The following is a 15,956-nucleotide window of genomic DNA, read 5'->3' on the forward strand; positions in this document are numbered from 1 at the left end:
TCGGAACGTGCAAAACACCCCCGAGCTATAGCTAACAATCGCCGTTGCATCAGGCTTAGCCTGTTGCACCTTAGGAAGCGTACAAAGCTCAGCCCCGCTTAACGCATAAGGATTGGAGCCACCGGTATGGCCCTGAAACACCCAGACCGAGACGGACGGCGCCGCAGCATGCGCCTTAGAAGCCCAGCTCAGGCCACAGACAATGAGAGCCGCCAGTAGCGCAAGAACCCGGCGGTGCCGTATCGATTGCCGCGCAGCCAGCGAGCGAGAGAAGTAATAGCGCATAGACAAGCCCCCTCACCGATGCGTGAACATGATCCATGCCGCCCCCACAATCGCAACCACAATGAAAATCCCCATGATTCCCCCGAAAAAAATGGGGGGCCGCAGCCCCCCGAGCATCACCGCAGTGACCGCCACCAAAAACCAACCTTGATAGCGACGCGGATCAGCAAGACCGCGCCCCCGACTGTTGCCAGATCGGTGGCCCAGACCTGCAACGCGAGCGTTACAGGGCCGAGCGCAGCCACTTGACCGCCTTGACGGCCAGCACAATCAGAATGATGCCGGCGCCCACCGCAGCGGCGTCGGTAGCGGCCTCGGCCAGCTTCGTGGTCACTTCGGTCGGCACCGTGGCATGGGCCGCACCAGCAACCATCAGAGGAACCGCGTAGCCCAGCTTGCGAACGTACTTCATGAGGATTCTCCCGAAAATACCGGATCGCGCCGGCACGCTTTCAGCTTGATGCCGAATCTTGATCACCCGAGGCAAGCGCCGCGAGAACCGAGCGAATGGCATACGCCACCGCCCAAACCAGCAAGATCGCGGAGCCGATTGCACCGCCATCCGCCGCACTCAACGCCAGCGGATTGTTGAGGTATTCCGCCGACGTTTGAACCAGGTACGCGCAGGTGCTCAGGTCCGCAGGCTGCGGGTTGACCACCGACACCGCACCACTTGCCTCGACCTGGACACACAGCGCCATGATCAGCCCCGGCCCGCTGCCACGTAGGCCGCGTACAGGGCCCGAGCACGACGCCGACGCACCAGCTCGACGGCAGCCCGTTCCGACACGAAAGACAGCAGCCAGAGCGCGAACATCACGCGGCCTGCTTCGGCTTGTCTTCGACCACCCGCTGCAGCGGCTTGATGCCGGTGATAACCTTCTGGTCGCCACCGTCCTTGCCGTTGCTGGTCTCGATCATCGTTACCTCTGCCAGGAACGGGAAAGGGTTGTTGATGATCGACTTGACCACCCCCGAGTTCTCGCACTTAAGCTCCTGCGTGCAGCAGCCCTTTGCGTCCTCACCACGCAGCTCCACATCGGCGTACACCTTGCCGGTGTCCAGCGACTTGCCATCCATCGTGCCCACCCAGGACTTGGCGCCCCGAATGGTGATGCGTGCGATCATTTCCATAGTTCACTCCTGACAGGTCGGGGGAGGTTCGTGCCCCCCATACACGTGCCGCGCCAGAGCAGGTTTATGCAGCTGCGCCGGGACGCCTTGTCGGCTGATCCGGATCGTCAGTGCAGCGTCGTTGGGATACTTGGTGTCCTTGGCGTACTTGATCGCCTTGCCGAACTGGAACTGGACATGGTCCAGCTTGCGCTCCAGGACAATCTCGTCATGCAGCGCCACGGCTTCTTTCTGGTCGGTCGCGCACTTGAGCGGATCGGCCTGCAGGAACTGTTCGAGCGCCTTGTAAGCACCCACGAAATATCGATCGCGCTCGACCAGGATGCGGTGGTCAACCACACGATCCTTGTTGCGGAACTCGATCTCGATGCGCAACCAGTCGCTGTCTTGCTTACCCAGCTGGCGGCCCTTCTCATAGGCCCGCAGCATCTTGCCGTTGACCCGCTTGCCGATCTCCAGCGTGCGCCCGCCGCACGCACCGAAGCCCGCTACCCCGCTCTCGATCTTCTTGTACTTGGGGATGCGCCCGCCAGCGTTGAACTCGCCAGCAAAGTAGAGCTGCTCCACCTGGTCGACACTCACCTGCCCTTCGCAGAAGTCGCGCGCCAGGTCGCACCTGGTAATGCGAGCGTCCAGGTCCTGCACCGTGGCATAGACCGCGTCCCAGTCGTCCACCACCGCACAGCCGTGGCCCGACATGTCGACCATCATCGTGCCGCCCACGTTGTCGCCACCGCAGCCGACCGAAGCGAGCTTCATCGTCTCGCCGTTGATGTAGGCCAGCACATCCGTGCTCGCCTCGTAGCCCCGCAGCCCTGCCCTGCGCTTGCTGGGCAGCATCGTCACCGGCACCGCGAACCACAGGTGGAAGTACTTGGCAAGCTGCTCCAGCGCCTGGCCGACGCCAGCGGCCGGCAGGAAGGTAAAGGACAACCAATCGACGATCGTCTGCTGTGCCTCGCGTTTAGCACTTTCCCCCCGTATTACCGGACGGGGGGAACCGGCCGCCCGGTCGGCGTCGCTGCGCGCCGCCGCGCCGGCCGCCCGGCCTTCCCGCGCCAGGTACTCTTGGTTAGGTCGTGCAACAACGCGACGTGCCACTGGTTGACCCCCCGGTCGGTTTACCCGTTATCATTCGGTCGTCATCTCAAGCGAGATGCCAATCTCACGCGAGATAGTAATCTCACGTGAGATGGCTTGATGTACTACTTCCGAGGGGTAGACAATGCGCGTGGAAAAATATCTAGATGCCGTGATCGAGCGTCACGACCTGAAGAGCGACTCGGCTCTCGCCCGCATGCTGGGCGTGAGCCAGAACACGGTCAGCCAATACCGGACCGGCAAGCGGACGCCGGACAACGAAGCGTGCCTGCACATCGCCCAGGCACTGGAAATGAGCGATCCTCTGCCGATCATCATGGCTGCCGACATGGATCGAGCAGAACGCTGTGGCCAGCGATCCCTGTGGGAGGTTTTTTCGCGGAGGATGGCTCAGGCAGCGGCCCCCGCCACCCTCGCCGTTCTGGTCGCTAGTGTCACAAATTTTGTGACACCTTCTGCCGCACAAGCCAGCACTGGCGCCGATTCGGTTGCCAAGTCTATGTGTTATGTCAAATCAAGGAAATAAGCCCCCAGAGCGCGCGCCAACCGCTTCCTTGTACAACCCGCCCCACATTGCCGAAACTTGAAGGCCTGATTCATGCGATTCACCCCGACATGGACAAGGCCACGCCGCCCCAACACCCCTTGCTCGATGCGACACTGCGCACCGTTCCGCGCCGCTATCGCCTGCCGGAACTCTGCAATGACTCCGCGCCAGCCGCGGATGCCAGCCCGGCAACGACGCTGGCACTCGTGATTGAACAGGCGCGCGCTTTACTGCAGCGTGGCGAGATGCCCGATGCAGCTTTGAAAGACCGCTTCACCGGCGCCCTCGCGCGCATGGTGCGCGAAGCGATGCATGCGGATAGCGGTGATCCGGTGTTCCAGGCCATGGTCTTGCGGCATCGGGCCGCGCCGGTGCGGGAGTACGCGTCGCTGTCCGCGCGCGCTGACCAGGATCGCCGCGCCATTCACGCCGCCGTCAATGCGCTCGCGCATCCCGGCAAACAGCAACGCCTCGGCCCCGGGCCGCAACGCGAGGCGCTAGCCCAGCTGCATGCATGCGCCGGCGCCGCGGCCTGGAACGAGTTGCACGACGCCGCGCAGCGCCTGCTGGAGATGCAGCAGGCGCCCGCGCTAGCAGACGCAACGCCGGCAGCGCGCGGCCTGACCCAACTGCTGGAACACCCGGCCCTGGCGCGGCTGCGGCGTCTCGATAGGCTGGCATCGGACCCGCTCGTCGCGCAGTACCGGTCGCTGTGGGAGCGGTATGGTCCGCGCTCGGGCAGCGCTGGCGCGGTTGCGCAGGGCCGGTCGTCACGGCGGCGTGGCGAGGCTGCGGAGGCGCTGGCCACGCGGGCGCTGCAGGCGCTGGCGCAACGGCTCAACGCCGACAGGGATGCATCGGCACCCTACCGCGTGGTGACGTCGATGCGCGTACCGGCCGCGATCCCGGCCGCGCATGAACGCGCCAAGACCGAATGGGATGCGGTGCTGCTCGGGCAAGCTGCCGCGGCGGACGCCGCGCCGGCCTGGGACGTGTGCCTGCTGGTGGAGGTCAAGGCTTCGGTCGACGCTGCCGCCACGGACTTCCCGCGGCTCTTGCGCGGCTTGCGCCTGCTCGCGCAGGCGGACCCGGACGACGTCTATTCGTTTGCGACCCGGCAAGGCACAGTGCCCCTGCGGGGCGCCGCCCTGCGTGCCCTGCCCTCTGCGTCCGCCGCCCTGTCCGGCACGGTGCTCTATTGCTGCGACGCGCCGGCCGAGCCCACACCACGACTGCTCAGCGCCGCCAGCCGGATGCAGTTGTTGTCGGCCGCGCCGACGCTGGACTTCGCCGCCACCCTGACGGGACCCACGCCTGCCGACGCGCGCGAGCTCGAGCCGGTCTGGGTGGCGCTGCTGGAAGCGCCCGGCTGGCGTGCCGTGCTCAACCAGTACGCGACGCTGCGACAGGTCCGTGAACTGATGGTGCATCCGGACGACTTGTTGGACGTTGTGTAGGCAAGGCATGGCCGAACCAGGGCGCGCGCCGGCATGGTCGACCTACGCTCCGCCGCCAGGACGCGGCGCCAACAGGTCTTCGAAGAAGAATGCCGCCAGCTGATGACGTCCGCTCACCTTGGCCTTGGCATAAAGATTGGCGGCGTGCTGCCGCACCGTCTTCGCGCCGGTCTCGCGCACGCCGGCAATTTCTTCCAGCGACAGGCCTTTGACCAGCAGTAATGCGACGTCCCTTTCGGCCGGGGTCAGGCCCCAGCGCTGGAACTGCTCCTGCATCGATTGCAGGAAGTCGCGCGTGGAGCGTTGTGCCGCAGCGTCGCGTTCGGCCGCCGCGCGAACGGCGGCATCAGCCGAATGCTTGAGCGTTTCGACCGCGTGCAAGGCGCGCCGCCGCTCACGGATCACGATGCCGAGGATCACCAGGAACGCGATCGTTGCCGCGGTTTCGGCATAGAAGTGGAATGACGGCCCGCTGTGGACAAGCTGGTACAGGTCCCATGCCTGATAAAGCGGGAAGACGGCAAGCATGAGCAGGAACTTTGGGGGCATAGGCGTTCGGTCTCGGGTCCAGCCTGACGTGCCGGCTGGGAAAAATCGAGCATCACGGCGGACGCGTAATGTAACTGATTCTCAGTTACCGGCCAAGACCTCGTTGCGACGAATTTGCCGCTTTAGGTGCCTCTCTTCGCACAATTTCCCATACCGGGCAGATGTCCCGGGCCGCGCGATGTGTCGTAGATAGCACCTGAATACGGAACAAAGGGCCTGGACGGCCATGGCAGATGCCGCTCACGGGCCTGGACCGCGTTGAGTGTGAGAATGAGTCGCATTAGCATGATTCGACCGCTTCGTACCCATTGCGTTGCTCACTGCGCTCCCCCGCACATCCAACTGAGGCCCGACTCATGCAAGAGATCTTCGTACTCGCCCACGTACCGACCCCCGCCGTCAACGAAGGCTTCCTGCCGGCGGCGCGTGCGCTCAGGCGCTCCGTCGTCCTGTTGACGGATTGCGCCGATGCCCATCGCGCACACTTTGCCGGCGCCGGCCTGCCCGCCTACCCGGATGACATCGTCCCGTGCGATGTCTTCAACCCGCTGGCGGTGATCGATGCCATCACGCGCCGCGGTGGCAAGCCTGCGGCGGTGTTTTCCAATAGCGATCACCTGCAGGCGGCCACGGCCATCGCTGCGGCGTACTTTGGACTGCCGGGCAAGGACTGGCGCACCGCCTACGCGGCCAAGAACAAGGCGGAGATGCGGCGGCGCCTGCAAGAGTCGGGCATCGACACGCTCTGGCACGCGGTCGTTTGCGACAGCGCCGGCCTGGCCGCGCTTGCCGGGGTGCCGATGCCGTGCATCGTCAAGCCGCGCGAAGGCGTCGCCAGCCAGCAGGTCAGCCTGGCGCGCAGCCACGCCGAGCTGGCCGAGCATTGCGGCGCGATCTGGGCCCGGCACCCGGGCCAGGTCTTGCTGCTGGAGGAATACCTGGAAGGCCCGCTGTACACGCTGGAAACGCTGGGCGACGGCAAGGAACTCCGCGCGCTCGGCGGCTTCCGCGTGACCCTGTCGCCGCCGCCGTACTTCGTTGAGCTGGAAGCGGTATGGGGCACCGGCCTGCCCGCTTCGGTCGAAGCCGAAGTCCTGGACACCATCCGCCGCTTCGGCATCGGTTTCGGCGCCTGCCATACCGAATACGTGCTGACCGCGCAAGGCCCGCGGCTTATCGAGATCAACTACCGCAGCATCGGCGACTACCGCGAATTCCTGCTGTCCGACACCCTGCAGTTCCCGCTGTTCGAGCAGGTGTTGCGCCTGCACCTGGGCGAGGCCCTGCCGGCGCTCGAGGTGCCGAGGCGGGCGGCCTGGATCCGCTATTTCACCGCGCAGGCGGAAGGCACGCTGCGGCACGCTCCGGCACACAGCCAGCATGAAGGCGACGGCGTGCGGCTGACCTACCAGCCCCTGCGCAAGGTGGGCGAAGCGATCCAGCTGACGAACTCCAACAAGGATTACCTGGGCGTGCTGCGCGGCAGCGGCCCCGACAGCGCGGGTCTTGCCGCTGCGGTGGAACTGGCCAGCAGCAAGCTCGCCTGGGAGATCGCACAATGAGCGCCCGCTTGCCCGACCAGCCGTCCCGGTCCGCCATCGCTGCCGACGCCGATGTGGGCTATATCTGCGTTCGCGTCGTCGACACCCTGCTGCGCGAGGACGTCCGCGCCTGTGTCAGCCGTGGCGCGTTGCACGGCGGTGATGCGGTACCGGGCGCCGCGCACGGCTTCGACGCCGGCCAGCAGTGGCTGCGCGTCGCGCACCTTGGCGCCGGCACGCTGTGGGTCCCGGTAACCCCCACGCGCTACATGCAGGAATGGCGCCTGACCCGCCTGCCCGTGCTGCGCGAAGCGGACGGCGCGTTCGCCGCGCTGCATGAAGTCGACTCCATCCTGGCCGCATTTGCCGGCGGCCTGCCCGAGGAAGATGCGCGCCTGTTCACCGCCTACATCGACGAATGCCGAGCCGCGGCCGAGCATCGCACCGTCGCGATGGCCGAGCGCGCGCGCTGGTTCGCGCAGGCCGACAGCGCTGGCGGCCACGCGCTGCCCGCCTGGAACCAGCGCATGCTGCACTACGATCGCGTCGCGGGCTTCCTCGACCACCCCTACTACCCCACCGCGCGTGCCAAGCTGGGCTTTGGCGCTGCCGACCTGGCCCGCTACGCGCCAGAGTTCCAGCCGGCGTTCGCACTGAACTGGCTCGCGGTCCCGCGCGCGCGCCATCATGCCAGCGGCGACGCGCTGCCGCCGAACTGGCCGGGTTTCGCCGATGTCGGCCTCGATCCCGCGCTGGCCCGCTCGCATGCGCTGGTGCCGGTGCATCCCTTCGTCTGGCAGCATCACCTCGATGGCTTCCTGGCCGACGCCGGGCTTGACGGCCAGGTCATCCGCGCACCGCGCGCCTGGCTGCGCGTGTCGCCAACCTTGTCGGTGCGCTCGCTGGTCGTGCTCGACGCCCCGGCATGGCATATCAAGCTGCCGCTGACGATCCGCACGCTGGGCGCCAAGAACATCCGCACCATCAAGCCCAGCACCATCGGCGACGGCCACCGCATCCAGACCCTGCTTGGCGACATTGTCCGCCAGGAACCCGGCCTGCACGGGCAGGTGCTGCTGACCGACGAAGCCAACGGCGCCCATGTCGACCAGCGGCCGTTCCTCGGCTATATCCTGCGCCGCTATCCCGAGCCGGAGCTGGCGGACAAGACCGTGGTCGCGGTAGCGGGCCTGCTCGCGGAAACCGCCAGTGGCCTGTGCGTGGCCGAGGAACTCGCTGGCCGCTATCACGGCGGCGATCTCGACGCCTGGCTCGACGCCTACCTGGCGCTGACCCTGCAGCTGCACCTGACGCTGTGGCTGCGTTATGGCGTGGCGCTGGAATCCAACCAGCAGAACTCGATGCTGGTCTACGGCGCCGACGGCCTGCGCCTGATGCTCAAGGACAACGATGCCGCACGCATCGACCGCACCACGCTCGCGCGCCGCTGGCCGGCATTGGCGGCGCGCCTCGAAGGCCTGGAAGACCAGCGCATCGGTGTAGACGCGGCGCTGCCGCTGGCGCAGATGTTCGTCACCATCACGCTGCAGCTGAACATCGCGGCGCTGGTGGAAGGCCTGGCGCAGCGTCGCGGCACCGACCCCGCCGCCGGCTACGCGCGCGTACGCCGCCACGTCGAGGCCGTCCTTGCCGACCTGGCCGCCGCGGGCGAAGACACCGCCTTCGCGCACCAGGTGCTGCTCGACGACGACCGCCTGCACCTCAAGTACCTGCTGACGGCCGCGTCGCTGGCGGAAAAGGCCCAGACCGGCGCGACCGACGTCAACAAGTTCTACGGCAAGCGTGCCCCCAATTTCCTCAGGGTGGCCGCATGAGCGCCGGCACGCGGCAGGTAGTGGCCGTGGTGATGCTGTGCCATTTCATCGCCGCCTTTGCGGCGCTGGGCATGCCGCCGTTTTTCGCGCTGATCCTGCAGCGCTCGCTGCACAACGACGTGCCGTGGCTCGCGGGCGCGTTCTACGTGGTGCCAACGCTGCTGGCGGCGATCTCGGCGCCATGGTGGGGCCGGCTCGCAGACCGCTTCGGCAAGAAGCCGCTGCTGATGCGCGCGCAACTGGGGCTGGCGGCAAGCTTCCTGCTCGCCAGCTATGCGACCAGCTCGTCTGCGTTCCTGGCGGCGCTGGTCCTGCAGGGCGTGCTGGGCGGGACGTTCTCGGCGTCCAACGCCTACCTGGCCACGGTCGCCAGCGGCACCACCCTCACGCGCAGCCTGACGGCAATGCAGTGGTCCGCGCGCGCCGCGCTGGTGGCGGCGCCCGCCTGCCTGGGCCTATGGATGGGGGCCGAATCGCCGATCGTGCTGTACCGCTGGCTGGCGCTGCTGCCGCTGGCCGCCGCGGCGCTGATCGCCTGGCTGCCCGCGGGCGACGCCAGCGGCGCGGCGAAGCGGCCAGCCGCACGTATCAGTGGCGCCGGCACGGCGGCGCCTGCCACGCCGGGGCAGATCTACGTGCTGCAGCTCGCGTTCGTGTCTGCCACCGTGGCGACGTTCCCCTACTTCATCCCGGACCTGCAGCACCGCATGCCCGCGATCTCCACGGCCACCGCCGGGCTTCTGTTCGGGCTTCCCCATCTGGTCTACCTGGCCGCGGCACCGCTGCTGTCCAGGTGGCTCGGGCTGACGCCGTCGCTGTCGCTGCTTGCCATAGCCTACGGCACGCTGGCGGTCGCGCTGCTGGCGCAGGCCGCGCCGCTGGGGCTGCCGGCGCTGGTGGCCTGGCGGCTGCTGATGGGCATTGCCATGACGGCCGGCTTTATCGCGCTGCATGCGCTGGTCGCCAGCGTGGTGCACGCGGGCAACGCCGGCCGCACCTTCGGCTGGTTCGAAAGCAGTTCGAAATGGGGCGGCGTCGCGGCCGGGCTTGGCGCCGGCGCCGCGGTCAGCCTCGCCGGCCAGCGTGCGCCCTACCTGCTTGGCGCGGCGTTGCTGGTGCCGGCCGTCGCCTACCTGGTCCTTACCGCCCGACAGCGGATGAGTCCGCTCTGATCCCTCCCGAGAACGAGGTCACAAGACAATGCAAATGCAAGGCAAGATCGAAGACGCCGGGGCGCGCCGCCCGGCTGCTGAACTGGCAGAACTGGCCGCACTCGCCGCACTCGCCGCCGCGCGGCGCTGCGAGGAGACGCTGCTGAACTGCTATTGCCGCGAAGTCGCGGCCCCCGCCGGCCAGTTGCGGATCGGCCCTCCCGCCGCACAGAGCGACTGGCCCGCGGCCATCGCCATGACCCTGCAGCGCGCACCGGCCCAGGTGCTGGAAGTGCAGTTGCCGCATAGCCACGACCGCTTGCTGGCCGTGGTCGGCGGGGCCTGGCTGACCGGCAACTACCGTTACCTGTCGCCGGTCTTTCACAAGGCCGAGAACAAGCCGTGGGCGCTGCTCGACTGGGAAGCACTGGCCGCGCTGCTGTTGCGCGAGATGGCGCAACAGCACGAACTGCCGCCCAACACCGAGCTGATGGAGCAGATCCGCAACAGCGTCGCCGTCAGCACGGAAGTGCTGTCCGTGCCGGTACCGGCGGCCATCCCGGCCGATCCGGTCGACGCCTATATCGATTCCGAGCAATCGCTGACCTTCGGCCACCCCTTCCATCCCACGCCGAAAAGCCGGCAGGGTTTCTCCGACGCGGACCTGCTGCGCTACTCGCCGGAACTGCGCACGCGCTTTGCGCTGGCCTGGTTCGCGGTGCCGCGCGACGACATCGCGCAGCAGTCGCTGCTCGACACCAGCTGCGACCAGCTGATCGCCGCGAATGCCCCGGCCGTATCCGCCGACCGCGTCGCGGTGCCGGTCCATCCCTGGCAGGCGGGCTACCTGCGCGAGCATCCGCTGGTGCGCGATGCCCTGGCAAGCGGACGCATGCAGGACCTGGGCACGCAGGGCGCGGACTTCTTTCCCACTTCATCGATCCGGACCCTGTACCAGCCCGGCAATCCGTACTTCTACAAGCTGTCGCTGAACATCCGCATTACCAACTGCGTGCGCAAGAACGCATGGTACGAGCTGGAGAGCGCGATGCACGTCAACCGCGTGCTGCGTCCGCTGCTGCCGGAGCTGGCGCGGCAGTTCCCGGGCCTGGCGCTGATGGAGGAGCCGGCGTTCCTGTCGGTCGACCTCAGGCACGCGGACATCGAGCAGAACCGCCAGGTCATCGAAGGCTTCGGCCTGATCCTGCGCCAGAGCGTGGATACGCTGCGCGCGCCCGACTGCGTGCCGCTGCTGGCCGGCTCGCTGTTCGGCAACCACTATTACGGCGAGGCCCGCATGCAGCGGCTGCTCACGGCGCTCGCCGCGCGGGCGGGGACCACGGTGGATGCAATGACCGAGCGCTGGTTCTCCGCCTATGTGGCGCAATTGATTTACCCCGTGTTCCACCTCTTCTTCGCGCACGGCGTCATCTTCGAGCCGCACCTGCAGAATGTGGTGCTGGGCCTGCGCCAGGACATGCCGGCGCAGCTGTTCCTGCGCGATTTCGAGGGGGTCAAGCTGACGCCTTCGCGCCATCCCGCGTCATCCATGTCCGGGATCAGCGAGCGCGCCCGGACGTCGCTGTGGTATGACGAGGAACAGGGCTGGAACCGCGTCGCCTATTGCCTGTTCGTCAACAACCTGTGCGAGGTGATCGCCCAGCTCGGTGCCGGCAGGCAGGTCATGACCGCGCGGCTGTGGTCGGTGGTGCGCCATCACCTGCATACCTACCAGCATCGCCACGGCAATGCGGCGTCGGCGCGGCGCATCAACGGCGTGCTGGCCGGCCGCCCGTTCCCGGCCAAGACCAATTTCAGCAACCGCTTCTTCCAGCGCGCCGACCGCGCTTCGACCTACGTGCCCGTCGCCAATCCGATCCCGTTCGCCGGCATGGAGGCGGCATGGCAATGACCGCCCCCGCCCTGCGCTGGGCACACGTCGCCGAGCACCTGCACCACGCGCTCGCCAACGCAGGCGCCCCCTTAAGCGCCTACGTCTATGACCTCGAAGCGCTGCGGGCGCACGCCGCCACCATTGCCGGCAGCCTGCCGCCGGGTTTCGAGCTGTTCTACGCGATCAAGGCCAACTCCGACCTGCCGATCCTGCAGACGCTGGCGCCGCTGGCGCACGGCTTCGAAATATCCTCCGGCGGCGAACTGGCCTGGGTGCGCGAGCACTTTGCCGGGGTGCCGCTGATCTTCAGCGGCCCCGGCAAGACCGATGCGGAGCTGGCCGGCGCGCTGGAACTGGGGGTCGAGGCGCTGCACGTGGAAAGCCTGCATGAGCTGGAGCGCCTGGCCTGGCTCGCGCGGGAGCGCGGCGTCACTGCCCCGGTCCTGCTGCGCGTCAACCTGGCGGTCGAGCGCCTGCAGGCCACCACGCTGATGATGGGCGGCAAGCCCACGCCGTTCGGCATCGCCGGCGACCAGCTGCCCGCATGCCTGGCATGGCTGCGCGCACACCCGGAAATCCGGCTGCGCGGCTTCCATTTCCACTTGATGTCGCACCAGCTCGACGCCGCCGCGCACCTGCGCCTGCTCGCTGCCTACCTGCAGCAGGTCAGGCGCTGGCGCGCCGAATACGGGCTCGACACGCTGGACCAGGTCAATGTCGGCGGCGGCATCGGCGTCAATTACCGCGAGCCCGAACGTCAGTTCGACTGGGCCCGCTTTGCCGAGGGCCTGCCGGCGCTGTCGGCACAGCGCGACGGGCTGGCCGTGCGCTTCGAATGCGGACGCTATATCACCGCGTTCTGCGGCTACTACGCCATGGAGGTGATCGACGTCAAGCACGCCTTCGACCGCGCCTTCGCCGTGGCCTGCGGCGGCACGCACCACTTCCGCACACCCTATGCGCAGGGACACAGCCACCCGTTCCGGGTGCTGCCGGTGGCGTCCTGGCGCTATCCGTTCGCCCGCCCCGGCGTGCGCGGGGCGCGCGTCAGCGTGGTCGGGCAGCTCTGCACGCCCAAGGACATCCTCGCGCACGACGCGTACGTCGACAGCGTGCGCGCCGGCGACCTGGTGGTGTTCCCCTATGCCGGCGCCTATGCCTGGCATATCTCGCACCACGACTTCCTGCGCCACCCGCACCCCCGGCACTGCTACCTGCCGGTGGAGGACGCCCATGCTGCAGCCTAATCAGCTCAAGGCCGCGCTCGCGGCCGGGCGCGATGTGTTCGGGTTGATCAACTCGCTGCCGTTGCCGCTGATGACCGAGATGATCGGCTACGCCGGCTTCGACTTCGTGATCCTGGATCTCGAGCATGTCGGCGTGAACCCGCAGACGCTCGAGAACATGGTCCGCGCCGCGGAATGCGCCGGCACCACCGCGCTGGTTCGCGTGCCCTGGGCCGCACCCGACATCATCCTGCGGGTACTGGATGCCGGCGCGCAGGGCATCGTGGTGCCGCACGTGTGCAGCCGCGCGACCGCCGAACTGGCGGTCCACAGCGCGCGCTACCATCCGCTCGGCAAGCGCGGCATCGCCGGCGGCCGGACCACCGGCTTCGGTACGCTGACCTTGCCGGAGTATATGGAGCGGGCCAACCGCGAGCTGATGGTGGTGGCCATGATCGAGGACCGCGCAGGCGTCGAGGCGATCGAGGAGATCGTTGCCGTGCCAGGCATCGACATGGTGCTGGAGGGCGCGATCGACCTGTCGCAAAGCCTGGGCGTTCCCGCCGACGCCCGGCATCCTGCCGTGCAGGCCGCGATCCGCCGCATCGCGCAGGCCTGCCAGGCGCGAGGCGTCCCGTTTTGCGCCATTCCGCGCGCGGCCGGACAATGCGAGCAATGGCGTGAGCAAGGCGTGCGCGCCTTCCTGCTGGGAGACGATCGTGCCACGGCCTTCCGCGCCATGAAGCAACTGGTGGCGGGCTACCGGCGCGAACGCTCATGTTGAATCATGAAGCGCCGGCATCCCGCACATAGCGGGCGCACGGCCGAACCTGCATGACGCCGGACCGGCGATGGCGCACCCCACGCCGGACTGCGCCAGGCAACGGCCGGTATGCGTTGCCACCGCGCTCTGGCATCATGCAAGCCGGCACAACGCGACAGGAGCCTGCATGAACGACCCGCACGCAACCGCGCCCGGCACGTCCGGCACGTCCGGCACCTCAGGCCCGGCCCCCGCGCGCCCGCGCACCACGCTCAAGCCCCAGGTGGTCGTGCCGGCATTGCTGGCGGTGGGCCTGCTGCTGGTGTTCTGCGCCGCGTATCCGCGCCAGGCCGATGCCATGTTCTCGCAGGCGCAGGCCTGGGTAACGAGCCACTTCGACTGGTTCTACACCATCACGGTCACCATCTTCCTGCTGTTCCTGGTGCTGGTCGCGGGCAGCCGCTTCGGCGACATCCGGCTCGGGCCGGACGATGCGCGGCCCGAGTTCAGCTTTGTCTCGTGGACTGCGATGCTGTTCGCCGCGGGCATGGGCATCGGGCTGATGTACTTCGGCGTGGGCGAGCCGATGCAGCACTACCTGAAGCCGCCGACCGTTGCGGGCGGCACGCCCGCGGCCGCGCGCGAGGCCATGCTGATGACGTTCTTCCACTGGGGCTTCCATGCCTGGGCCGTGTATGGCGTGATGGGGCTGGTGCTGGCGTACTTCGGCTTTCGCTATAACCTGCCGCTGACCATGCGCTCCGGACTCTATCCGGTGCTGCACCAGCGCATCAACGGCGTGGCCGGGCATGCGGTCGATGCCTTCGCGCTGGTCGGCACCATCGCGGGCATTGCCACCACGCTGGGCTACGGCGTGCTGCAGTTGAGCGCAGGGCTGCAGCAGGTGGTCGGTTGGGATACCAGCGGCGCGGGTTTCCGCGTGGGGCTGGTGGCCGTGGTGGTCGCGCTGGCCGGCATCTCGGCGGCGACGGGTCTCGACAAGGGCGTGCGCCGCCTGTCCGAGCTGAACCTTACGCTGGCATTCGTGCTGCTGGCCTTTGTCGTGGTCGAAGGACCGACCGTGACGCTGTTGCGCGCGCTCAGCGACAACATCGGCAACTACCTGTCCGGCGTGGTCGGGCTGTCGCTGCGCACCTATGCCTATGCGCCCACGCGCGATGCCGGCTGGTTCGGCGACTGGACCATCCTGTACTGGGCCTGGTGGATCTCGTGGTCGCCGTTCGTCGGCATGTTTATCGCGCGCATTTCGCGCGGGCGCACCATTCGCCAGTTCGTGATCGGCGTGCTGCTGGTGCCGACCGCGTTCAACCTGGTGTGGATGACGGCCTTCGGCAATACCGCGATCTGGCTCGACATGCATGGCGCCGCGGGCGCGCTGGCGCAGGCGGCCGGCAATGTCGATGCGCTGCTGTTCCGCTTCTTCGGCTATTTCCCGTTCAGCACGGCGCTGTCGTGGCTCGCGATCGTGCTGATCGCGGTGTTCTTCGTCACCTCGGCGGATTCCGGCGCCTTCGTCATCGACACCATTGCCTCGCAAGGCGCGAGCGGCTCGCCGGTATGGCAGCGGCTGTTCTGGGCGGCGGTGCTGGGCGCGACCGCCGCCATCCTGATGGTGGCCGGCGGCCTCAAGGCCTTGCAGGCCATGACCCTGGTGGCGGCGCTGCCGGTGGCGCTGGTGATGCTGGCGCTGTGCTACGGGCTATGGCAGGGGCTGCAGGCGGATCTGGCGCATTCGTCGCAGGAACTGGCGCCCGCCACCAGCTTCTGGAGCGGCCAGCATTGGCGCCGCCGGCTGGCGCAGATCGTCCACCAGCCCACCGAGGCCGACGTGCGGCAGTTCATCGAAGGCCCGGTGGTGGCGGCGATGCGCGACGTTTCGGCCGAGCTGGAGCGGCGCGGTGTTGCCAGCGCGGTGCTGCTGCACGCGGACGGTACAGAGCCCACCGAGCCGGGCGGCCCGGGCGCGCGCCTGACCATCCCGGTGGCCGATATGCGCGATTTCGTCTACGGCGTGCATTGCCGGCGCCAGGCGCTGCCTTCGTTCCTGGTGCGCGAGGCGGCCGAGCCGGAGGCGCGGCGCCAGCACGCCTATGCCCCGGTGACGTTCTTCGAGGACGGCCGCGAAGGCTACGACATCCAGTACCTGCGGCAGGAAGAGATCATCGCCGATATCCTGCGCCACTATGAGCGCTACCTGTCGCTGGCCGCCGACCGGCGCACGCAGTTGCTGCGGCGTGCGCCCGGGCATGCATCGCTGGCCGGTGAAGAGGAATGAGGGGAGCGGGCGGGTAGCTTCACTGCCCTCCTCCTCTTGGCCAGGTCGAGGACCCTCGATCCCACGCCAATGTCCGCGTGTGGCGGCATCGGCACGTCGCGGTTCCAACGGTGTCCGGTATTCCCGGCCTGTTCTTGCAGCACTGCGCGTAATTTCTGCACCGCAGCCGCCACGCTC

The 15,956-nt window shown here is 67.8% G+C and carries 14 protein-coding genes; 9 read left to right on the forward strand and 5 right to left on the reverse strand.

Annotated elements, in window-relative coordinates:
• Window positions 1-508: 508 nt before the first annotated feature.
• From CBM2594_RS20660 to CBM2594_RS20675, 4 genes are all read right to left on the reverse strand, one after another.
• The gene (locus tag CBM2594_RS20660; protein ID WP_198048180.1) at window positions 509-697 is read right to left on the reverse strand and encodes a major capsid protein; all 189 of its coding nucleotides are present in this window, start codon (window positions 695-697) and stop codon (window positions 509-511) included.
• 40 nt (window positions 698-737) lie between these two features.
• A complete protein-coding gene (locus CBM2594_RS20665) occupies window positions 738-986 on the reverse strand; it encodes a hypothetical protein (protein WP_198048181.1) in 249 nt (82 codons plus the stop codon).
• 115 nt (window positions 987-1,101) lie between these two features.
• The gene (locus tag CBM2594_RS20670) at window positions 1,102-1,419 is read right to left on the reverse strand and encodes a hypothetical protein (RefSeq protein WP_116358650.1); all 318 of its coding nucleotides are present in this window, start codon (window positions 1,417-1,419) and stop codon (window positions 1,102-1,104) included.
• Window positions 1,420-1,422: 3 nt separating this feature from the next.
• Window positions 1,423-2,520, reverse strand: a complete 1,098-nt coding sequence (locus tag CBM2594_RS20675; protein ID WP_116358651.1) for a replication initiation factor domain-containing protein — start codon at window positions 2,518-2,520, stop codon at window positions 1,423-1,425.
• Between the two features lie 124 nt (window positions 2,521-2,644).
• Between CBM2594_RS20675 and CBM2594_RS20680 the strand changes: the two genes are divergently transcribed.
• Window positions 2,645-3,046 (forward strand): helix-turn-helix domain-containing protein, encoded by a 402-nt coding sequence (locus CBM2594_RS20680; protein WP_116358652.1) that lies wholly within the window; start codon window positions 2,645-2,647, stop codon window positions 3,044-3,046.
• Between the two features lie 89 nt (window positions 3,047-3,135).
• Window positions 3,136-4,524, forward strand: coding sequence for a 3-deoxy-D-arabino-heptulosonate 7-phosphate synthase (locus tag CBM2594_RS20685; RefSeq protein WP_116358653.1), 1,389 nt, complete (start codon window positions 3,136-3,138; stop codon window positions 4,522-4,524).
• 42 nt (window positions 4,525-4,566) lie between these two features.
• On the opposite strand, the gene CBM2594_RS20690 is transcribed toward CBM2594_RS20685, so the two are convergent.
• A complete protein-coding gene (locus CBM2594_RS20690) occupies window positions 4,567-5,052 on the reverse strand; it encodes a helix-turn-helix transcriptional regulator (protein WP_232346697.1) in 486 nt (161 codons plus the stop codon).
• A gap of 377 nt (window positions 5,053-5,429) precedes the next feature.
• Between CBM2594_RS20690 and CBM2594_RS20695 the strand changes: the two genes are divergently transcribed.
• The 7 genes from CBM2594_RS20695 (at window position 5,430) to CBM2594_RS20725 (ending at window position 15,779) form a co-directional block, all read left to right on the forward strand.
• Window positions 5,430-6,635 carry an ATP-grasp domain-containing protein gene (locus tag CBM2594_RS20695; protein ID WP_116358655.1) on the forward strand — a complete coding sequence of 402 codons (1,206 nt, stop codon included), beginning with the start codon at window positions 5,430-5,432 and terminating at the stop codon, window positions 6,633-6,635.
• Window positions 6,632-8,449, forward strand: a complete 1,818-nt coding sequence (locus CBM2594_RS20700) for an IucA/IucC family protein (RefSeq protein WP_116358656.1) — start codon at window positions 6,632-6,634, stop codon at window positions 8,447-8,449. Before CBM2594_RS20695 ends, CBM2594_RS20700 begins: the two co-directional genes overlap by 4 nt.
• On the forward strand, window positions 8,446-9,621 hold the full coding sequence (locus CBM2594_RS20705) for an MFS transporter (RefSeq protein ID WP_116358657.1): 1,176 nt from the start codon (window positions 8,446-8,448) through the stop codon (window positions 9,619-9,621). Before CBM2594_RS20700 ends, CBM2594_RS20705 begins: the two co-directional genes overlap by 4 nt.
• A 34-nt stretch (window positions 9,622-9,655) precedes the next feature.
• Window positions 9,656-11,512, forward strand: a complete 1,857-nt coding sequence (locus CBM2594_RS20710; RefSeq protein ID WP_232346698.1) for an IucA/IucC family protein — start codon at window positions 9,656-9,658, stop codon at window positions 11,510-11,512.
• Entirely contained in the window at window positions 11,509-12,741 is a 1,233-nt protein-coding gene (locus tag CBM2594_RS20715; RefSeq protein WP_116358658.1) for a type III PLP-dependent enzyme, read from the forward strand. Before CBM2594_RS20710 ends, CBM2594_RS20715 begins: the two co-directional genes overlap by 4 nt.
• The gene (locus CBM2594_RS20720) at window positions 12,728-13,504 is read left to right on the forward strand and encodes an HpcH/HpaI aldolase family protein (protein ID WP_116358659.1); all 777 of its coding nucleotides are present in this window, start codon (window positions 12,728-12,730) and stop codon (window positions 13,502-13,504) included. The genes CBM2594_RS20715 and CBM2594_RS20720 overlap by 14 nt, the downstream gene beginning before the upstream one ends.
• Window positions 13,505-13,670: 166 nt before the next feature.
• Entirely contained in the window at window positions 13,671-15,779 is a 2,109-nt protein-coding gene (locus CBM2594_RS20725) for a BCCT family transporter (protein ID WP_116358660.1), read from the forward strand.
• The last annotated feature ends 177 nt before the right edge of the window (window positions 15,780-15,956 follow it).

The sequence above is a fragment of the Cupriavidus taiwanensis genome (genome assembly GCF_900249755.1).
GTDB lineage: Bacteria > Pseudomonadota > Gammaproteobacteria > Burkholderiales > Burkholderiaceae > Cupriavidus > Cupriavidus taiwanensis_D.